Raw genomic sequence first — 18,037 nt, 5'->3', positions numbered from 1 at the left:
TTATCTGAAATCGTTCTAGCGGTTTGCCCTCCCAACCGCGTTGATCACCCTGGCGCAGGGGGGCGCAATTCCCATTAAGCACTTGATGCCTGAATAGCCCTAGACACTTGCCCACACAAGAGATACATTATGACCACCAAAACCAAATGTATTTTTTAAGGCAAAACGCTGGGAACGATTCACCAGATAGGGCTCAGAAGCAGTGGGAATATTCAGGCCTATGTCCGGATCCCGCGGAGTTGAGTTAACGCTCACCGGCACCACCCCAGCCTGAAGGGCCTTTATTGTCAAGACCGATTCCACCGAACCAGCTCCACCCAGCAGATGGCCTAGGGCTCCCTTCGGAGCGGTGACCCAAAGATCCTGGGTAGAGGCACCAAAAACAGATTCAATCGCCCGAGATTCAGCTAGATCTCCGATCCGGGTACCGGTTGCGTGGGCGCTGATGAAGTTCACATCCTGCGCTGATATATCCGCATCCCGCAGGGCCAAACTGATCGCACTGGCTGCGTGCACTCCCTCGGGATGGGGAGTGGCCAGATGGTGCGCATCACTGGTCATCCCTGCACCCATCAGCAGCGCCTGCACATGCGCATGGCGGGCCCTGGCGTCATCCAGTCGTTCGAGCACAATTGCCCCGGCCCCTTCACTCAAAACAAAGCCCTCACGATCTGCGGCAAACGGGCGACAAGAAGAGGCTGGATCGTCAAGTCTTGAAGAAAGGGCACGCATCTCTGAAAATCCTCGGATCGCGAGGGGATGGATTGCAGATTCAGCCCCCCCCACAAGCACGGCATCAACCTTTCTAGCTTCGAGCAACATCAACCCCCATGCAATCGCCTCGGCACCCCCTGCACAGGCTGAAACAGGCGCATGGGCTCCCCCACAGGCTCCTATTTCCATAGTGATCTGCGCTGTGGCAGAGTTGGGCATAGCCATAGCGATGCCCAACGGATGGAGTCGCTTGGCGCCGGAGATGAGCCTTTGATGCTGCTCAAGCATCGTATTAACTCCGCCAATTCCAGTGGCCATAACTACGGCGAGCCGCTCGGGGGCAAGCCCCGAATCATGCAAACCACTTGCATTCCAGGCCTGCCTAGCTGCCAGCAGGGCAAACTGGCTAAAACGATCCAGACGACTAACCAGATAATCACCCAGCTCAGCAACCATATCCAATTTGACTAAACCACCAAGCCTGGACTTGAAAGTTTCGGCCCAGGGCTCAGTAAGCAAGCTGATTCCCGTATCACCTCGAGCGTAGGCGGAGTAGGCAGCTTCCGGTGTATTGCCCAGGGGACAAATACAGCCCAATCCGGTTACGGCAACTTGAGCCGACAAGGATTCAGGCATTAGGCCCTTGCACGACAGGCCCACGCACGATGGCAATCAGGTCGGCGATTGTCTTTATGCCTTCAACCTGGGAATCAGTGATTTCAATATGGAAAAGGTCTTCCGCTTCCATGATTAATTCGTAGGCGCCCAGGGAGTCAATGCCAATATCTTCAACCAGCCTGGAATCCATGCCAATTGCAACCGCCTGGGCATCAGGGACGCACTTACGGATGAGACCTGCAATTTGAGCGACAATTTGATCATCGGTCATTTCGGAGGTGTCCATACCCCCCTGGCCACCAGGCTGATCTACCGAATCGTTCACTTTCACCGCCAACAGCTTGATAGCCTTCCCATGCTATCACCAAACTGGCAATAGGTGGGCAGCAGCTGCGGACTCCAGCAGCAGATCAAACAACAAGGCAAACGCCCAATCAAAAGGTAAAAGCAAAAGCTAAGAGCAAACCCAAAAAGGGAAAAGCGTCTATGGGAAATTCCCTAAGGGGTTCCAGCCCTTGCAAACTGAGTGGAAAATAGGGACTCATAGCGACCGCCCCTGGCCAGGAGCTCGCTGTGGGTGCCGGCCTCAACTAGTCTGCCTGCTTCAATAACACAGATCCGATCGGAATTGACGATGGTGGAGAGCCGGTGCGCCACCACCAAGGTGGTGCGATGCTGCATCAAGCGGTCGAGCGCTTCCTGGACCAGCTGCTCTGAGGCGGAATCCAGGGCCGATGTGGCCTCATCCAGGAAGAGGATCGGGGCGTTCTTGATCAGGGCCCTGGCAATGGCGATGCGCTGACGCTGTCCGCCAGAGAGCATGGTGCCATTCTCACCAATTGGGGTTTCATAGCCCTGGGGCAACTGCACTATGAAATTGTGGGCATTGGCGGCCCGGGCTGCTGCCTCGATCGTCTCCACTGAAGCCTCGGCGTGGCCATAGGCGATGTTGTTGGCAACGCTGTCATTGAACAGAAAAGTGTTCTGATCGACCACGGAGATGAGGGCGCGCAGATCAGCCTGAGCCACCTGCCTCAAATCGATGCCGTCAATCGTCAGTCGACCCCGCTGGGGATCGTGGAAGCGACAAAAGAGATCGATGATCGTGCTCTTGCCGCCCCCACTTGGACCAACCAGGGCCACGGTTGCACCACAGGGCACCTCGAGATCCAGGCTGGATATCACCTCATCCTGACCATAGGCGAAGCTCACCTGCTCGGCCTTCAGCCCCTGCTCGAAACCCGTGAGGGGCTGGGGCCGCAGAGGATCGCTCGGCTCAACCTCTACATCGAGGATGGTGAACAGCTCCTCCGCCGCCGATAGGCCCTGCTGGAGGGTGGCATTTGACCTGGCAATACCCTTGAAGGGGGCATAACAAAGATAGAGCGAAGTTAGGAATGCGAAGAAACTGCCGGTGGTGCGGTCGCCGGCTAGCACAGTCTCGCCCCCATAAACCAGCACTGCACTGAAACCCACAGCGCCCAAAAATTCCATCAGCGGCTGGTTGATCAGCTTGGCCCTGGAGGTGCGCAAAGCCGAAGCCAAAACCGAATTGTTCTCCTCCTGAAAACGACCCAGTTCATAGGCCTGCATGCCGAAGATTTTCACCACCCTTGAGCCCACCAGGGCCTCCTGTAGGTAGGCCGCCAAACGGGCAAGCCGGGTCTGGCCCGCTTTGGAATGATGGCGCACCTTCTTGGAGGAACGCAGCACCGGATAGACCCCTAGGGGGAAAAGAATGAAGGCGAGCACAGACAGCAGCCAGTCCTGATAGAAGGCCACGGTCACCAGTGCAATCAGGGTCAATCCATCCTTTATCAGGGAAGAGAACCCATCCACCAGGCCAGACTTGACTAGATCCACATCCGTCAGAACCCGAGACACCAGCACGGTTGAAGGATGACTATCCACATAGCCCTGGGGCAGCTCGAGCACCTTGGTTGCCATGTCCGTGCGCAGATCGGCAGTGATCCTCTGGCCCACCGACTCGGTGAGATAGGTGCCCACGAACTGGGATACCGCCCGCAGGGCAATCACACCAACAATGACGACGGGGGCTAGGTAAAGACGGCCCCTGTCATTGGAGGGCAGGATGTCGTCAAAAAGGAAGCGGATCACCAAGGGCACGAAGGCGGTCGAGGCCCCGTAGGCAAAATTGAACAGCAGCGCCAGGCTGAAAAGGGGCCACAGATAGCGCCTTCCGTAGGCCAGGAAGCGAGACAGCAGGGGGCCTTTCATCTCAGCTTTCATCGCAGCAGCTCAAGCATCAGGTTGGCAGCGCGCTCCGAGGCGCCCGCCACCCCCATCTTCGAGCGCAGTTCGTCAATTAGCTGCCTATTCAGGCCGCGCCGCGCTGCCAGGTCACGCACCGCCTGGGCTAGCTGAACGGGCTTGAAATTGCGCTGGATCAGCTCCGGAAAGGCCGACCTGCCGAGCACCACATTGGGCAGCCCCATCGAGCGGCGCCCAATGACCAACCTAGCCAGCAGATAGGTGAACCACGAGAAGCGGTACACAATCACCGGAGGGCAGCCCAGCAGGGCAGCCTCCAGGGTGGCGGTACCGGAGGCGATCAGGCCGGCGTCGGCAGCTGCCAGCAGGTTGTAGGTATCGCCTCGAATCAGCGGCACCTGCAGTTTGCCGCCGGCCACCTGGCTCAGGTAGCTCTCGGGAACGGTGGGGGCCTGCACTAGAGCCACCTGCCAGCCTTCGTTGCTGAGCAGTTCGGCCGCCCGCAGCATCGCTGGCAACAGCAACCGCACCTCGCTGCGGCGGCTGCCTGGCATCAGCACCAGCAGGGGCTGAACATCGTCAAAGCCGTGTTTCCGAAGGGTGTCGGCCCGATCGCAGCTCACCACCAAGCCATCGAGCAGGGGGTGCCCCACGTAGCTGGCAAAGCGGCGCCCGTAGCCATTGAAGATGGCCTCTTCGAAGGGAAAGATCACCGCCAGCCGGTCGATGAAGCCGGCCATGCGACGCGCCCGCCCCTTCCCCCAAGCCCACACCTGCGGAGCCACATAGAAGAAAACCGGAATGCCCCGGCGGTGGGCCTCCCTGGCCACGATCAGGTTGAAGCCCGGATAGTCAACCAGCACCACCAGGTCCGGGCGATGCCTTGCCATCTGCTGCTTGAGCAGGCGCATCACCCGCCAGTGGCGCGGAATGCTGCCGGCGATCTCCACCAGCCCCACCGCCGAGAGCTTGTTCACATCCGCCAGGATTTCCATACCAGCAGCACCCAGCTGGGCCCCGCCCACACCCACCACTTCGGCAGTGGGGCAAAGCTGGCGGAACGCCCGCACTAGGTGCCCCCCATGGAGGTCGCCGGAGGCCTCCCCAGCCACCAACAGGATCCGGCAGGCTCTGGCAGGAGACTCAACCATTCAGGTGGTTCCAGCCCGTCTGGCCTCCAGCCTGGCCAGGGCCGCCGAGGCGATCTCCGCCACTACCCGGCCATCGAGGACTAGGGGCAGGGCCACAACCCGTCCGCCCCACCCTTCCGGCAGACGGTGCCAGTCTTTCAAGGTGGTCACCAATGTGGCGCCATGGGCGTCTGCACGGCACTCCAGGCGCTCCAGATCTGCAGCAGCATAAGGGTGGTGATCTGGGAAACCAACGGTGCCAACCAGCTGCAGACCCGCCTGCCGCAGGGCCGCAAAGAACTTATCCGGCAGGCCGATGCCGCAGAAGGCCAGCAGGGGCACTGCCCGCAACCGCTCCGGTGGCTCGATCCAACCAGTCAGGAAGAAGCAGGGCTTCTCGAAGGGCCAGTTTGGTGGCCTCGGGGCCAAACCAGCACCGGCAAGCACAAGCAGATCGGCGCGCCCCAGCTGATCTACGGGCTCCCGCAGCGGACCGGCCGGAAAAACCAGGCGGTTGCCCAGGCCTTGGCGACGATCGAGCACGCTGATGTCACAGTCGCGGGCCAGGCGCCAATGCTGCAGTCCATCGTCGAGCAGCAGCAGATCGGCGCCTGCGCTGATCGCCGCCGCCCCCCCGGCCAACCGGTCCCTTCCCACCCACACGGCCACCTCTGGCAGGGAACGCTGAATTTCCAAGGCCTCATCGCCCACCAGAGCCGCTGCATCGGTCGGGCCCACCCGCCTGGGCTGGCGGCTGTTGGCGCCATAGCCCCGCAACAGCACGGCCACCGTGAAGCCGCGCCGCTGGAGCTCCCGGGCCAGGGCGATCACCAGGGGTGTCTTGCCGGTGCCGCCCAAGGTGATGTTGCCGACCGACAGCACGGCCACAGGCAGCCGGCCTGGGCGGCTGTGGCGCCGATGCCAACGCACGCCCAAGGCATAAAGCCAGCCCAGGGGCTGCAGCAGGCGGGCCAGCAGGGTGGGCTGCCGGGCGTACCAGAAGCGGGGGGTGGCAAGCAGCATCAGGCCTTGAGCTCCGCACGGATCAGGGCGGCGATGAGGCGGCTGGGGCCCTGCAACTCTGGCGGCGGCCCCTGGGGCAGAGCCGCCCAGGCCGGGTGAGCCGCCACCGCCTGCCAGAGCTGGGGGAGATCGGCGCACTGAAGCAACCAACCTGTGTCAATGAGCTCCTCTGTGAGATCGGCGAAGTTGGCCATATCGGGACCACACAGCACCGGGCGGCCGAGCCGAAGCGGCTCGAGCGGGTTGTGGCCGCCTATGGCCCTCCCCCCCAAAGCGAAGCTGCCCCCCATCACCACAAGACGGGAGGCCTGGATCCAGGCGCCCATTTCCCCAATCCGATCGGCCACCACCACATCGAGGGCTTCGGCGGGGGCGCCCCCGGCCAGCTCGCCCCAACAGCGCACGGCCAGGCCATCACGAGCCGCAGCCGCAGCCACCTCATGGGCCCGCTGCGGGTGGCGGGGTACCAGCAACAGGGCTAGGGCCGGCAGCCTGCGTCGAAGCTCCGGGTAGGCGGCCAGCAGGGCAACATCCTCGCCAGCATGGCTACTGGCCAGCAGCAGCACTGGACGGCAGGCGAACGCCTGGGCCAGCTTTGCCACGATCGCCGGATCCGCCCTGGGCGGCTCCGCATCGAGCTTGGTGGACCCCACTGAGCGCACCTGGCGGCCCCCCAGACGTCGAAAGCGCTCACCATCCTGGGGCGACTGGGCCAGAATGGCCTGAAATCGCGCCAGCAGCCAAGCGGCGAACCAAGGCTGCCGCTGATGGCGCCGAAAGGAACGCCCACTCATGCGGGCATTGATCAGCAGGGGCCTGGGCATGGCGTGGATCAGCTCAGGCCAGAGTTCGGCCTCCGCAAGCACACCCAGATCGGGCCGCCAATGGCGGCGAAAGAGGGCAAAACTCAACCAGTGATCCAGGGGCACATATTGGTGAACCACCCCAGCCCCCAGGCGGCGGCTCGCCAACTCGGCCGAACTTCGCGAGCCCGTGGTCAGCAGCAGTCTGGGACCAGACACCCCTTCCAATTGCTGCAGCAAGGGCAACAGGCTGATCAGTTCACCGACGCTGGCGGCATGCAGCCACACCAACTGGCCAGGGGGGCGGCGACACCCGCTTAGGCCCAGCCGCTCGCCAAGCCGGCGAGGATCCTCCTTGCCGTGCAGCAGGCGCCAGATCAGCACCGCCAACAGCAGCGGGGAGAGCAGCAGGGCGAACAGCCGGAACAGCAAAAGCAGGGCACTGCCCTTCACAGCTGCGGCGCGCTCAAGCCGACGAGAGGAGGTTTCCGGACGCACGGTGGACCGTGTCATTGAGAGCAGCAGCCAACTGGGCCAGCTGATCATCCAGAGGGCTCTCAGGACTGATGTAGATCGGAGGGCCCAGCTCCAACACGCAACGTCCAAAGGGCAGGGGTAGAAGGGTTTGGTCCCAGGTTTTTATCCTGCGCATCCGCGTGCAGGCCGCAGCCACAGGAACCACAGCACAACCAGATTTCTGAGCAAGGTGAACAATGCCTGCTTTCAACTTCAAGGCAGGTCCCTTGGGACCATCGGGGGTAATGCACACCGAATCCCCCCCCCGCAGGAGGGCTAGCAACTGGCGATAGGCGCGGGTGCCGCCACGGGTGGAGGAGCCTTCCACCAGTTCAAGACCACGCATTCGGGCAGCTACCCCGACGATTTGGGCATCTCGATGGGAACTTAGAAGAACGGAAATCGGCTTGCGTGCATAGAGACGCACGAGCGGCAAGAAGAAAACGTGGCAGTGCCAGATTGCATAAATAATCGGTGCATTTGCTTCATGCAACAGGCGGTCGACCTCTGGATCGGCTTGGATCCTAATCCTGGAGGTGCGACGTACCAATTCGCCATAGCCATTCAGCAGAACCCCAGTCAGAGTGGCCAGAAAGGGGTTGTTGAGCAGCTGGCGCTTCTTGGGCAACGGCTTAAGGATTCAAGCAGGGAGCACGGACCAAGCCGTCAGGGAAGACTCAGGCCGAACCCACTCCCACGTAGGCGCCGTAGAAGAACAATCCCACCACAAAAATCACAGCCATTCCACCCGCGGTGGCAACGAGCCAGAGGGGTAGCACCCCTTCGGTCCAGCGGGAGCGCCAGGCCACTGCCGGGCGACCATCGGGAAGGCGATCTGGAATCCGGCCGTCAGGCAGGTTGGACTTCTTGCCGCTCATTGGGGCGCTCCTGGTGACTTGAACAGGGATTAATTGAAGAAATAGCTCGAGAAAAGAATGCCGATCGTGAACACGAAGAGCAGGCCGAGAAAAAGGCTGGTGCGGTTTAGTTCGACCGGCAGGTTATTGGGGTTGGGGGAGCGTTGCATGGCTGGAGGGGATGGACCGGCTCAACGGCGAACGTCAGCGGCGAACAAACTGCATGGCCGCAAGGGCTCCCAGGAAAAACACCGTGGGCACCCCGAGGGCATGGATCGACAACCAGCGGACCGTGAAGATCGGATAGTTGCGGGGCGTTGTGGGGGCAGGGGTCTGGGTCATGGCCTATTTCAACCTCAGGTCAAGCTGACTTTTGCCCTCATAGCGCTGGCTGACCACAGGAGCCTTGCTCTCCTGGGCCTGGAAGTAGGCATCAGGGCGGGGCGTTCCGAAGGCGTCGTAGGCCAGGCCCGTGGACACAAACATGAAGCCAGCCAGGAAGATGGCGGGCAGGGTGACCGCATGGATCACCCAGTAGCGAATGCTCGTAATGATCTCGAAGAACGGGCGTTCTCCAGTTGAGCCGGCAGCCATAGCGGAAGCGTTCAGCGAATTGATCCTAGGGGTGTGGAGCCGGCTGGAGGGAGTGACAGGGGCGCTTGGTTACAGAAGTTGGCGGCCGAGCTCAGAGGTGAGGGTCAGGGGTCAGCCCACCCAGCGCAACAAGGAGCCCCGCTCACCCAGCACGAAGCCCTTGCCATCGGCGCCAAAGCTGATCCGGGTGAAGTTGGAAGGCTGCTGGGCCCCCACCGGATCCTTCTGCCAGCTCTTGCCGCCGTCGGCTGACACCAGCAGGGTGCTGCTGCCGCCACCGGTCCAGATTGAACCATCGGGGGCCCAGGCCATATCGAGATAACCGAAGCCATTGGTGATCGGGATCACGGCCTTACCCCACTCCTCCACGTTGCCGCCAGGAGGGTTGAAGCGGATCTGGGCGCCCCGGGCCAGCATCCAGAGGGAGCCATCGGGCTGGAAGCCCATCGACTGGAGCCGCTGGCTGCTGATCCGTTGATGGGGTTGCCAGGTGCCCTGGCCGGGGTCCCAGGTGGAGAAGAAATTGCCCAAGCTGCTGACGCTCACGTAACGGCCGTCGTTAAAGCGGCGCAGCTCCCGCACGGCTCCAGCGGCGTCCTCCACCTCGGCCTGCCAGTTGGTGCCGCCATCGCGGGTTTCGTAGATGGCCCCCACGTTGGTGGCCAGCTCGGCCTGGTTGGGCCCGAGGGCCGTGATGAGGTACGGCTCGCCGGGCAGCTTGGTGTCAAGGAACAGGCGGCTCCAGTTCTGGCCCCCGTCTGTGGTGTGCAGCAACAGCCCGGGCTGGCCGGCAATCCAGCCCTCCTCACCACGGAAGTCGATGCTGATTAAACGAAAGTTCTCCTCCTCCGGCAGATCCAGGGCTCGCTCGGCCCAGCTGGCCCCGCCGTCGTTGGTTTCGAGGATCAGCCGGTTGCTGCCCACCAAAAAGCCATGGCTGGTATCGGTGAATGCCACATCGAGGGGGTTGGCCTTGGTGGCCAGGGCCACCGGCTGCCAGGGGCTGGTAGCCGCCATGGGCAAGCCGGTGGTCACACAGCCGGAAAGGCCGAAGCCAAGCCCGATCACCAAGAGCAAACCCAGGAGGGGCCGCAACAGAGTCCCAAGCGGGCGGAGCAGGGGAGAGCCAGTCATCAGCGCAGGGAATAGAGGGAGAGGAAAAAGGCGAAGGCCAGGGCGAAGCCGCCGAAAATCAGCACATTCTTCTGACCGGGAGTCAGGCGGTTGACCCCCAGGCCGAAGTTGAGATTCTCCTCGAAGCCGCTGGGCTTGTTGCGGGGGCCGATGTCCTTGAAGGCTCCCACCCGACTGCGACACACCGGGCACCGGAAGCTGAGCGGATCAAGCTCCACAAAGGGGGTGCCGGGTTCGATGGCCAGCTTGCGCACCCCCTCGGCCGGGTCGTAGACAAACCCGCAGCTGCGGCATTCGAAGCGGTGGTCGGCCGGATCGACCTCCCCAACTGCTGAGCCAGACTCGGGGCCAGGACTTTGGGCGGTCGGCTCGGGTGTAGCTGTTGGCTCCGGTGTATCGGTGGAACTCATCGATGGGCCTCGAGCGCTGGTGTCAGATTATCGGCGTCCGTCGGGCCGATGCCGCCACCACCGGGCCCTGGGTGGCAGACTGGGTTGCAGGTAGGTCCTAGTTGGTTGCATGTTCGTGCTCTCGGGCTACGACGCCTTTCTCGGTTTCCTGCTGATCGCAGCGGCCGTGCCTGTGCTGGCATTGGTGGCAAACAAGTTGCTGTCGCCCAGCAGTCGCATGGGCGAGCGGGAGTTGACCTACGAATCCGGCATGGAGCCGATAGGCGGCGCCTGGATTCAGTTCAACATTCGCTACTACATGTTTGCTCTGGTCTTCGTGATCTTCGACGTGGAGACAGTTTTCCTCTACCCCTGGGCAGTGGCTTTCCACCGGCTTGGGTTGCTGGCCTTCATTGAGGCCCTTGTATTCATTTCCATCCTTGTGCTTGCCCTGGCTTACGCCTGGCGCAAGGGTGCCCTCGAGTGGAGCTGACCCATGAAAGAAACCCTCTCCATTGACGCCCTCAAGGACCTACGGGCAGCCAGCTGCAGCCCTCTCGGTGCCCCCACGGTTACATCAGAGCTCTCTGAGAACATCATTCTCACGACCCTCGATGACATCCACAACTGGGCCCGCCTTAGCAGCCTTTGGCCCCTGCTCTACGGCACCGCTTGCTGCTTTATCGAGTTTGCGGCCCTGATCGGCTCCCGCTTTGATTTCGATCGCTTCGGCCTGGTGCCGCGCTCCAGCCCGCGCCAAGCCGACCTGCTGATCGTCGCCGGCACAGTGACAATGAAAATGGCCCCTGCCCTGGTTCGGCTCTACGAGCAGATGCCCGAGCCCAAATACGTGATCGCCATGGGTGCCTGCACTATCACTGGAGGCATGTTTTCGGCAGATTCCACCACCGCCGTGCGCGGCGTGGACAAGCTGATCCCCGTAGACCTTTATCTGCCTGGCTGCCCGCCTCGCCCCGAGGCGATCTTCGATGCGGTGATCAAGCTGCGCAAAAAGGTGGGTAACGAGGCCTTGGCAGAACGCGGGAATCTCCAGCAGACCCACCGCTATTGCACTGTGAGCCACCAGATGAAGGCGGTGCAGCCCATCGTCAACGGCCAATACCTTTCGGCCCAAACCCAGAAGCAGGCCCTGGCCGCCGCCAGCGCCCTGCCCCTGGCCGCCCCAGCTGCCGCGATTCCCGCCAAAGCCGAATCCTGAGCCCCCCCTGCAGCCATGCCAGAAGAAATCCCTACCAACGCCCCCGCCGAAAGCCTGGCCCTAGAGACCGGCCCAGAACCTGGCCCCGTGGGCAGCTGGCTGACCAGTCAGGGCTTCGACCATGGCCCCCTGGGTAAAGACCACCTGGGGATAGAGATGATCGGTGTTGAAGCGGCCTTTCTGCCCCTAATCGCCACGGCCCTCAAAACCCAGGGCTTCGACTATCTGCAGTGCCAGGGGGGCTATGACGAGGGCCCCGGGGGGCGGCTGGTCAGTTTTTACAATCTGGTAAAGCTGGCAGAGTTGGCCGATCGAAGCCCGGCCGGAGAGGTGCCGGCCGATCAGCCCCCCGCGGAAGTGCGGATCAAGGTGTTCCTGGCCCGGGATGGCGATCTCACCATCCCCACCCTCTATGGCCAGTTTCGGGGAGCTGACTGGCAGGAGCGGGAAACCTTTGACATGTTCGGGATCAATTACGCAGGTCACCCCCACCCCAAGCGACTGCTGATGCCCGAAGACTGGAAGGGCTACCCCATGCGCAAGGACTACGTTCAACCCGACTTCTACGAGCTGCAGGACGCCTACTGAGCCCCACGCTGGTGATTGCGAAAATATTTCATCACCGCTAGGGCCACACTGCGGGGATCGTGGCGCAGGGTGGCCGTGGGCCTAGCTCCCTGCAGGGGTGCCTGCATCACCTCATAGCCATGGCGGCGCAGCTCGCGCAGGTTGCAGAGCACCGGTTCGGCCCCCTGGTGACGGTAGTGATTGATAAGAGGTGAATCCTCCAGATCCTCCTGGGCCAGCACTGAGCTGAATAGGCGCTCCTGCACCCCCAGGCTGGCCAGCTGGGCCTCAATCGCCCGCAGATGGCCCTCCACATCCAGTCCATCGGTTTCCCCCGGCTGGGTCATCAGATTGCAGATGTAAAGGCGGGGCGCCTTGCTCCTGCGGATCGCCTCCACCAGTTCGGGCACCAGCAGGTTGGGCAGGAGCGAGGTGTAGAGACTGCCAGGACCCAGCACAATCAGATCGGCATGGGCGATCGCCTCCAGGGCCCTGGGCAGGGCGGGGGGGCGAGCCGGCGTGCAGCCCAGCCGCACGATCGGACTGGTGGCATTGCCGATCTTGGATTCCCCTTCAATGCGTTCCCCGTTTTCGAGCTCCGCCCAGAGGCGCACATCCGCATTGGTGGCTGGCACCACCTGACCCTGCACTGCCAACACCCGGCTGCTAGCCGTGATCGCCGATTCCAGGTTGCCGGTGATGGCCGTAAGGGCCGAAAGAAAAAGGTTGCCAAAACTGTGACCCTCCAGGCCACTGCCTGCCTTGAAGCGGTATTGGAACAGTCGGGTGAGCAGGGGCTCCTCCCTGGCCAGGGCTGCCAGGCAGTTGCGGATATCGCCAGGGGGCTGCACCCCCAGCTCCCGGCGCAGCACCCCACTGCTACCGCCGTCATCCGCCACCGTGACTATGGCCGTGAGATTGCTGCTGTAGCGCTTCAGCCCACTGAGCAGGGTGGAGAGCCCGGTGCCGCCACCGATCGCCACGATATTTGGGCCCCTGTTGAGGCGCCGCTGGGCGAGCAGGGCATCCACCAGCAGGGTGTCCTTTTCCGGCGCCAGGGCCTGCTGGATCGAGCCAAAGCTACGGCTTTGGCCCAGCCAGATCAGCACCGCCCCAATCAGCAGCACCAGGGGGCCGGTGATCTTGCGGGGCAGCACCCCGGTGATCTGGGCCAGCAGCCACTGGATGCTGGAGAGCATCCAATAAATGGGCTGGAGATCGGCCCACACCGCCGCACCCAGCAATGCCACCAGCAGCCCCAGGCCGGAGGTCAACACCCAGCGCTTGACCACCAGGCCTGGCCGCAACCAGCGGGCCGCCCGGCGGGAGCGGCTTACCAGATCTTTTTGGCGCAGCTCACCGCGACCGACCCAGCCCGGTTTCGGCAGCGGGCCACGGTTGCGTCCAAATTTCGATGCCGGAGCGGGGGGGGGCAAGGGGCGAAAAGGACGCTGCCACAAGTGGCTGGAGACCGCTGAACTCTACGGAGGGCTTTCGCCACCAGGAAAGGCCAGGATGGGGCCTGATCCCGGGTCTCCGCACTGGCCTCCTCCGCCCCACCACCCCTTGCCGAGATGGCCAACCTCAGCGTCCGCTGGGGCCGCTCCCGCCCGGTGCTCGACGAGGTGAGCCTGCAGGTCGCCCCCGGAGAACGCCTCGTGGTGGTGGGGCCCTCCGGGGCAGGGAAATCGACGATTCTGCGCCTGCTGGCCGGCTTGCTGTTGCCCAACAGCGGCAAGCTCAGCCTCTACGGCATTCACCAGAACTACCTGCGCCTCGACCAGCGCACTCCTCCGGACGTGAGGCTGGTGTTTCAGAACCCGGCCCTGCTGGGCTCGCTGACGGTACGTGAAAACGTCGGCTTCCTGCTCTACCGCCATGGGCGCCTCGGTGAAAAGGTGATTCGCGAGCGGGTTAGCGCCGCCCTCAATGCCGTGGGGCTCTACGGAGTTGAAGAGCAACTTCCCGGCGAACTCAGCGGTGGCATGCAGAAACGGGTCAGCTTTGCGCGGGCCCTGATCAATGATCCGGGCAAGCAAGACGAACAGATGCCCCTGCTGCTATTCGACGAACCCACCGCCGGCCTCGACCCCATGGCCTGCACCCGCATAGAAGACCTGATTGTGCGAACCACCCATGTGGCCCAGGCCACCTCGGTGATCGTGAGTCACGTCCACAGCACCATCGAGCGGTCCGCCCAACGGGTAGTGCTGCTCTACGACGGCAAGTTCCGCTGGAGTGGCACGGTTGATGCCTATCGCTCCAGCAGCGACCCCTACGTGGTGCAGTTCAGGAGCGGTAGTCTGCGCGGACCGATGCAGCCGGCGGAGCTCTGAATCCATGCGCCGCAGTATCCGCGAAGCGACCGTCGGTTTCTCCCTTTTGGCGGCGATCGCCAGTGCGGTGGGGCTCTCCTTCTGGTTGCGGGGCATTTCCTTAAGCCGCCAGAACTGGATGGTGAAGGTCAGTTTTGCCGAAGCAGCAGGACTGGCCGAACGTTCACCTGTCACCTATCGGGGGGTGCTGATCGGCAGCGTGCGCAAAGTAACGATCAGTCCGGAGGCGGTGGTTGCCGAACTGGAGATCAACCACCCAGATCTGAAGCTGGCCCTGCCGGCCATGGCCCAGGTTGGGGAAGCCTCCCTGCTGGGCGGCGAGGCGGAGGTTGCCCTGATCAGCGCCGGCAAGCCCCTGCCGCCGGGCTCGGCAAACCCCCGCTCCAAGAACTGCAACCCAAGCGTGGCCCTGTGCAATGGGGCCACCATCGAGGGGGCTCCGGGGCCCAGCCTCACCAATGTGACCACCTTGATGCACAAGATGTTGGTGGAAACAGACCAGATGAAGTTGCTGAGCAAAGTGTCGACGGCGGCCAGCAGCTTCGAGCGCACCGCCAAAGACACCTCCGCCTTCATGAAGGATGGCCAGTCCCTGGCCAGGCAGCTGGAAACCTCGGTGCGGGCTGCCGAGCCCACGATCACCAACCTGAACAGCAGCTCGGCCCACCTGCGCCGCCTGCTCGCCGCCCTCGACAATCCAAAAACCCTGAACGAGCTCCAGGCCACCGTCAGCAACGCCGAGCAGCTCACCGCAAAATGGAATGCCGTCGGTGGGGATGTGGCCAAGCTCACCGACGACCCGCGCTTTATGGACAGCATCCGCAGCGTGGCCGAGGGGCTGGGCAAATTCTTCGACGAGCTCTATCCAGCCCAAACAAAAGCTACGCCTACACCCCGCTGATCGCCTCCATGGCGATGGCGGCGATGGCCTGATCGCTGGCCTTGGGCAGCTGCACATACTTGCCCCCGGCGGCCTCGGCCAGTTCCTTGCCCATGCCGCTGCCGATGAACTTGCGCTCGGTGTCGATCACCAGCAACTTGAGGCCCAGGGCCCGGTAACGGCTGGCCACCTGCTTGACCTCCTCCTTGAGGTCCACCGGCTCCTCGCCCTCGAGCTCCGGCTGGCCCAGGGACCGGCCCAGGGGCACATTGCCGCGGCCGTCGGTGATCGCCACCACCACCACCTGGCCGAGATCGCCAGTGGCCAGGGCGTTGGCCCCCACCCGGGCGGCCTGGGAGAGGCCATGGGCCAGGGGGGAGCCGCCGCCGCAGGGCATCGATTCCAGCCGCCGCCGCGCGGCGGTGATCGAACGGGTGGGGGGGAGGAGCACCTCGGCTTGCTCGCCGCGGAAGGGAATCAGGGCAACCTCGTCGCGGTTTTCATAGGCCTCGGTGAGCAGCCGGATCACGGCCCCCTTGGCGCTCTGCATGCGGTTGAGGGCCATCGAGCCGCTGGCATCCACCAAGAAAATCACCAGGGCTCCGGCCTTGCGCTGCAGCTGCTTGGCCCGCAGGTCACCGTCTTCGACGATCACCCTGCGATGGGGCTCCCGTTCACGACGAGATCTCTGGTACGGCGCTGCGGCCCGGAGGGTCGCATCGACAGCAATGCGCTTGACCGGGCCGCGGGGCAGCATCGGCTTCACGTAGCGGCCGCGGGAGTCGCTGAAAACCAGCGAGCGCTTGCCGCTGCCACCGGTCCTGGCCCTGGCCGCTGAGAACAGCAGCAGGTCGGGATCGATGGCAACGGCCTCCGGATCCAGCAGGAACTCCTCGGGCACCTGGGGCGGCGCCTGGTCCTCGGGGGTGTCGTCCTCCTCCTCGTTCTCGTCCTGGTCGTCCGGTTCGTCGGTTTCCTGCTCGTTGTCCGGCGCCTCGGGTTCCTCCGGCGGCTGCTCGCCCTGGGGCGGGGGTGGGGGTGGCTCCAGGGGCTGGTCGGGATCGGGCGGGGGCAGCTGCAGGGCCCGCGGCGCGATCACCAGGCGCACCGCCACCTGCAGGTCGTCGACCTCCACCCGATCCCGGCCGCAGAGGGCGGCATGGGCGCGGGCGACGCGCACGGCATAGAGCTCGCTGCGATGGCCCTCCACGCCGCCGCGGGTGGCCTCGGTCACCAGGTAAGCGATCTGCTCGCGGGCGATCTGCACATCCGGCAACCACTGGCGCGCCAGCAGCAGCTGGGTGGCCAAGGCATCGGTTTCCTCCTGCCAGCGGGCCCGGAAGACCTCACTCGACTCGGCCTGGTCCAGGGCGCTGCGGGTGATCTCCACCCGCTGCTCCAGCTCCAGCACCTGGTTGGCTGACAGACAGATCGCGAAGCGATCGAGCAGGTGGTCGCGCACCGCCCCCTCCTCGGGATTGAAGGTGGCGATCAGCAGGCAGCGGCAGGGATGGCTGAGGCTCAGGCCTTCACGCTCGATCCGGTTTTCGCCACTGCCCACCGCCGCCAGCAACAGGTTGGTGATGTTGGCGTCGAGCAGGTTGAGCTCATCGATGTAGAGCACCCCCCGGTGGGCCTCCGCCAGCAGCCCCGGCTGAAACACCGGCGCGCCCGCCGCCAGCGAGGCGGTCACATCCACCGAGCCCAGCAGCCGGTCTTCGCTGACGCCCAGGGGCACCTGCACGAACGGGGCGGGCACCACGGTGGTGGGCAGCAGGACATTGGGGTCTCCGCCGCTGGGGTCGGCGCCGAGCTCGGTCAGCCGGGCGCAGGTGGCGGCATCCCAGTCGGCGGGGCGCTGGGGGTCAATGTTGGGGGTCTGGCCGCCGACATTGAGCACATCGATCGGTGGCAGCAGGGCATGCAGGCCCCGGGCCAGCACGGATTTGCCGGTGCCCCGGCCCCCGGCGATCACCACCCCGCCCAGGCCCGGATCCACCGCCGCCAGCAGCAGGGCCAGCTTCAAGGTGCCGTGCCCGGTGATCGCCGCCAGCGGGAAGGCCCGGGCGGCGGCGGCGGCCGCACAGGAGCCGACGGGGCTGGGGGCACTGGCGACCATGGAGACGCAGAGGACCGGCGGGGTAGGTGCAGTCTCGGGCAGGCTGGGCCCAGGCGCCGTCGATCCCCGGCTATGAAGATCATTCGCTACGCCGATGCCGACGGGGCGATTCACCATGGGGTTGTTCATCCCGATGGCCGCCAGGAGCGTCTGGTGGGCGACCTGTTCCACAAACCGGAGCCCAGTGGCGAACCAGCCCGAGTGGCCCGCCTGCTGGCGCCGATCGAGCCCCGAGCCATCTTCTGCATAGGCCTCAACTACCGCCGCCACGCCGCCGAGACGGGGGCCTCGATACCGCGGCGGCCCGTGCTGTTCATGAAGTCCCCTTCGGCGCTGCAGCACCCCGGCGCGCCGATCGAGCTGCCCATAACTCTTGCCAGCACAGCGGTTGACTATGAGGCTGAACTGGCAGTGGTGATTGGCCGCCGCTGCAAGAATGTGGCGCGCACCGAGGCCCTGGATTACGTACTCGGTTACACCTGCGCCAATGACGTCAGTGCCAGGGACTGGCAGAAGCTGCCAGAACTAGGCGGGGGCCAGTGGTGTCGAGGCAAGACCTTCGACACCTTCGCCCCGCTCGGCCCCTGCCTGGTAACCGCCGGGGCAATCCCCAATCCCAATGCCCTGCAGCTACGCACCCTGCTGAACGGCACCTGTGTGCAAGATGCCAGCACCGACGACATGATCTTCGACGTGCCGGCCCTGATCGAGTTTCTCAGCGGCAGCACCACCCTGCTGCCCGGCACGGTGATCCTCACCGGCACCCCCGAGGGTGTGGGCATGGCGGCCGATCCGCCCCGCTGGCTGAAACCCGGCGACAGCGTCAGCATTGAAATCGAAGCCATCGGCCAACTCACCAACCCGGTGATCGCCGAGCCGCACCCACGGGTGCCCCGGTGATCGTGC

At 64.0% G+C, this 18,037-nt stretch carries 21 protein-coding genes; 6 read left to right on the top strand and 15 right to left on the bottom strand.

Annotation, left to right across the window (positions count from 1 at the left end):
- Positions 1-99 precede the first annotated feature (99 nt).
- The 13 genes from H8F27_RS09250 to H8F27_RS09190 all read right to left on the bottom strand — a co-directional run bounded on the left by H8F27_RS09250 (position 100) and on the right by H8F27_RS09190 (position 10,031).
- Entirely contained in the window at positions 100-1,350 is a 1,251-nt protein-coding gene (locus H8F27_RS09250; RefSeq protein ID WP_197147864.1) for a beta-ketoacyl-[acyl-carrier-protein] synthase family protein, read from the bottom strand.
- Positions 1,343-1,618 (bottom strand): acyl carrier protein, encoded by a 276-nt coding sequence (locus tag H8F27_RS09245; RefSeq protein WP_197147863.1) that lies wholly within the window; start codon positions 1,616-1,618, stop codon positions 1,343-1,345. The genes H8F27_RS09250 and H8F27_RS09245 overlap by 8 nt, the downstream gene beginning before the upstream one ends.
- A 212-nt stretch (positions 1,619-1,830) precedes the next feature.
- Positions 1,831-3,570, bottom strand: a complete 1,740-nt coding sequence (locus tag H8F27_RS09240) for an ABC transporter ATP-binding protein (protein WP_197147862.1) — start codon at positions 3,568-3,570, stop codon at positions 1,831-1,833.
- Positions 3,571-3,578: 8 nt separating this feature from the next.
- Positions 3,579-4,715 carry a lipid-A-disaccharide synthase gene (gene lpxB, locus H8F27_RS09235; RefSeq protein WP_197147861.1) on the bottom strand — a complete coding sequence of 379 codons (1,137 nt, stop codon included), beginning with the start codon at positions 4,713-4,715 and terminating at the stop codon, positions 3,579-3,581.
- Positions 4,716-5,717 (bottom strand): tetraacyldisaccharide 4'-kinase, encoded by a 1,002-nt coding sequence (gene lpxK, locus H8F27_RS09230; protein ID WP_197147860.1) that lies wholly within the window; start codon positions 5,715-5,717, stop codon positions 4,716-4,718.
- Positions 5,717-7,033, bottom strand: coding sequence for a 3-deoxy-D-manno-octulosonic acid transferase (locus H8F27_RS09225; RefSeq protein WP_197147859.1), 1,317 nt, complete (start codon positions 7,031-7,033; stop codon positions 5,717-5,719). The genes lpxK and H8F27_RS09225 overlap by 1 nt, the downstream gene beginning before the upstream one ends.
- Positions 6,987-7,664, bottom strand: coding sequence for a lysophospholipid acyltransferase family protein (locus H8F27_RS09220; protein WP_197147858.1), 678 nt, complete (start codon positions 7,662-7,664; stop codon positions 6,987-6,989). Before H8F27_RS09220 ends, H8F27_RS09225 begins: the two co-directional genes overlap by 47 nt.
- A gap of 49 nt (positions 7,665-7,713) precedes the next feature.
- Positions 7,714-7,914 (bottom strand): photosystem II reaction center protein J, encoded by a 201-nt coding sequence (locus H8F27_RS09215; RefSeq protein ID WP_048017331.1) that lies wholly within the window; start codon positions 7,912-7,914, stop codon positions 7,714-7,716.
- Between the two features lie 29 nt (positions 7,915-7,943).
- Positions 7,944-8,063 carry a photosystem II reaction center protein L gene (locus tag H8F27_RS09210; RefSeq protein WP_094559111.1) on the bottom strand — a complete coding sequence of 40 codons (120 nt, stop codon included), beginning with the start codon at positions 8,061-8,063 and terminating at the stop codon, positions 7,944-7,946.
- A gap of 34 nt (positions 8,064-8,097) precedes the next feature.
- Positions 8,098-8,235, bottom strand: coding sequence for a cytochrome b559 subunit beta (gene psbF, locus H8F27_RS09205; RefSeq protein WP_197147857.1), 138 nt, complete (start codon positions 8,233-8,235; stop codon positions 8,098-8,100).
- A gap of 3 nt (positions 8,236-8,238) precedes the next feature.
- Positions 8,239-8,487, bottom strand: coding sequence for a cytochrome b559 subunit alpha (psbE, locus tag H8F27_RS09200; protein WP_197147856.1), 249 nt, complete (start codon positions 8,485-8,487; stop codon positions 8,239-8,241).
- A 111-nt stretch (positions 8,488-8,598) separates the two neighbouring features.
- Complete coding sequence (locus H8F27_RS09195; protein ID WP_197147855.1) at positions 8,599-9,621, bottom strand: photosynthesis system II assembly factor Ycf48; 1,023 nt, start codon at positions 9,619-9,621, stop codon at positions 8,599-8,601.
- A complete protein-coding gene (locus H8F27_RS09190; protein WP_197147854.1) occupies positions 9,621-10,031 on the bottom strand; it encodes a rubredoxin in 411 nt (136 codons plus the stop codon). The genes H8F27_RS09195 and H8F27_RS09190 overlap by 1 nt, the downstream gene beginning before the upstream one ends.
- A 109-nt stretch (positions 10,032-10,140) precedes the next feature.
- On the opposite strand from H8F27_RS09190, the gene H8F27_RS09185 reads away from it, so the two are divergent.
- Genes H8F27_RS09185 through H8F27_RS09175 form a run of 3 tightly spaced genes read left to right on the top strand, consistent with a single transcriptional unit; the run spans position 10,141 to position 11,817 of the window.
- Positions 10,141-10,503, top strand: coding sequence for an NAD(P)H-quinone oxidoreductase subunit 3 (locus H8F27_RS09185; RefSeq protein ID WP_197147853.1), 363 nt, complete (start codon positions 10,141-10,143; stop codon positions 10,501-10,503).
- A gap of 3 nt (positions 10,504-10,506) precedes the next feature.
- Positions 10,507-11,229 (top strand): NADH dehydrogenase subunit K, encoded by a 723-nt coding sequence (locus tag H8F27_RS09180; RefSeq protein WP_197147852.1) that lies wholly within the window; start codon positions 10,507-10,509, stop codon positions 11,227-11,229.
- Between the two features lie 15 nt (positions 11,230-11,244).
- Entirely contained in the window at positions 11,245-11,817 is a 573-nt protein-coding gene (locus H8F27_RS09175; RefSeq protein ID WP_197147851.1) for an NAD(P)H-quinone oxidoreductase subunit J, read from the top strand.
- Here the strand turns inward: H8F27_RS09175 and yvcK are convergent.
- Positions 11,811-13,184 (bottom strand): uridine diphosphate-N-acetylglucosamine-binding protein YvcK, encoded by a 1,374-nt coding sequence (gene yvcK, locus H8F27_RS09170; protein ID WP_370594505.1) that lies wholly within the window; start codon positions 13,182-13,184, stop codon positions 11,811-11,813. The two genes, H8F27_RS09175 and yvcK, sit on opposite strands and share 7 nt — an antisense overlap.
- 186 nt (positions 13,185-13,370) lie before the next feature.
- On the opposite strand from yvcK, the gene H8F27_RS09165 reads away from it, so the two are divergent.
- Together H8F27_RS09165 and H8F27_RS09160 are read left to right on the top strand one after the other, a co-directional pair.
- Complete coding sequence (locus H8F27_RS09165) at positions 13,371-14,132, top strand: ABC transporter ATP-binding protein (RefSeq protein WP_197147850.1); 762 nt, start codon at positions 13,371-13,373, stop codon at positions 14,130-14,132.
- A gap of 4 nt (positions 14,133-14,136) precedes the next feature.
- Positions 14,137-15,033, top strand: coding sequence for an MlaD family protein (locus H8F27_RS09160; RefSeq protein ID WP_197147849.1), 897 nt, complete (start codon positions 14,137-14,139; stop codon positions 15,031-15,033).
- Here the strand turns inward: H8F27_RS09160 and bchD are convergent.
- A complete protein-coding gene (bchD, locus tag H8F27_RS09155; protein ID WP_197147848.1) occupies positions 15,020-17,131 on the bottom strand; it encodes a magnesium chelatase ATPase subunit D in 2,112 nt (703 codons plus the stop codon). The genes H8F27_RS09160 and bchD overlap by 14 nt on opposite strands.
- A gap of 72 nt (positions 17,132-17,203) precedes the next feature.
- On the opposite strand from bchD, the gene H8F27_RS09150 reads away from it, so the two are divergent.
- Complete coding sequence (locus H8F27_RS09150; protein WP_197147847.1) at positions 17,204-18,031, top strand: fumarylacetoacetate hydrolase family protein; 828 nt, start codon at positions 17,204-17,206, stop codon at positions 18,029-18,031.
- Positions 18,032-18,037: the final 6 nt, after the last annotated feature.

It is taken from the genome of Synechococcus sp. CBW1108 (genome assembly GCF_015840335.1).
GTDB lineage: Bacteria > Cyanobacteriota > Cyanobacteriia > PCC-6307 > Cyanobiaceae > Cyanobium_A.
This window is presented reverse-complemented; position numbering and strand designations above follow the sequence as displayed.

Excerpts from the sequence above, each read along its gene's own strand:
- H8F27_RS09250 (WP_197147864.1), bottom strand. The coding sequence starts at position 1,350 with ATGCCTGAATCCTTGTCGGCTCAAGTTGCCGTAACCGGATTGGGCTGT.
- H8F27_RS09245 (WP_197147863.1), bottom strand. The coding sequence starts at position 1,618 with ATGGACACCTCCGAAATGACCGATGATCAAATTGTCGCTCAAATTGCA.
- H8F27_RS09240 (WP_197147862.1), bottom strand. The coding sequence starts at position 3,570 with ATGAAAGGCCCCCTGCTGTCTCGCTTCCTGGCCTACGGAAGGCGCTAT.
- lpxB (WP_197147861.1), bottom strand. The coding sequence starts at position 4,715 with ATGGTTGAGTCTCCTGCCAGAGCCTGCCGGATCCTGTTGGTGGCTGGG.
- lpxK (WP_197147860.1), bottom strand. The coding sequence starts at position 5,717 with ATGCTGCTTGCCACCCCCCGCTTCTGGTACGCCCGGCAGCCCACCCTG.
- H8F27_RS09225 (WP_197147859.1), bottom strand. The coding sequence starts at position 7,033 with ATGACACGGTCCACCGTGCGTCCGGAAACCTCCTCTCGTCGGCTTGAG.
- H8F27_RS09215 (WP_048017331.1), bottom strand. The coding sequence starts at position 7,914 with ATGAGCGGCAAGAAGTCCAACCTGCCTGACGGCCGGATTCCAGATCGC.
- H8F27_RS09210 (WP_094559111.1), bottom strand. The coding sequence starts at position 8,063 with ATGCAACGCTCCCCCAACCCCAATAACCTGCCGGTCGAACTAAACCGC.
- psbF (WP_197147857.1), bottom strand. The coding sequence starts at position 8,235 with ATGACCCAGACCCCTGCCCCCACAACGCCCCGCAACTATCCGATCTTC.
- psbE (WP_197147856.1), bottom strand. The coding sequence starts at position 8,487 with ATGGCTGCCGGCTCAACTGGAGAACGCCCGTTCTTCGAGATCATTACG.
- H8F27_RS09195 (WP_197147855.1), bottom strand. The coding sequence starts at position 9,621 with ATGACTGGCTCTCCCCTGCTCCGCCCGCTTGGGACTCTGTTGCGGCCC.
- H8F27_RS09190 (WP_197147854.1), bottom strand. The coding sequence starts at position 10,031 with ATGAGTTCCACCGATACACCGGAGCCAACAGCTACACCCGAGCCGACC.
- H8F27_RS09185 (WP_197147853.1), top strand. The coding sequence starts at position 10,141 with ATGTTCGTGCTCTCGGGCTACGACGCCTTTCTCGGTTTCCTGCTGATC.
- H8F27_RS09180 (WP_197147852.1), top strand. The coding sequence starts at position 10,507 with ATGAAAGAAACCCTCTCCATTGACGCCCTCAAGGACCTACGGGCAGCC.
- H8F27_RS09175 (WP_197147851.1), top strand. The coding sequence starts at position 11,245 with ATGCCAGAAGAAATCCCTACCAACGCCCCCGCCGAAAGCCTGGCCCTA.
- H8F27_RS09165 (WP_197147850.1), top strand. The coding sequence starts at position 13,371 with ATGGCCAACCTCAGCGTCCGCTGGGGCCGCTCCCGCCCGGTGCTCGAC.
- H8F27_RS09160 (WP_197147849.1), top strand. The coding sequence starts at position 14,137 with ATGCGCCGCAGTATCCGCGAAGCGACCGTCGGTTTCTCCCTTTTGGCG.
- bchD (WP_197147848.1), bottom strand. The coding sequence starts at position 17,131 with ATGGTCGCCAGTGCCCCCAGCCCCGTCGGCTCCTGTGCGGCCGCCGCC.
- H8F27_RS09150 (WP_197147847.1), top strand. The coding sequence starts at position 17,204 with ATGAAGATCATTCGCTACGCCGATGCCGACGGGGCGATTCACCATGGG.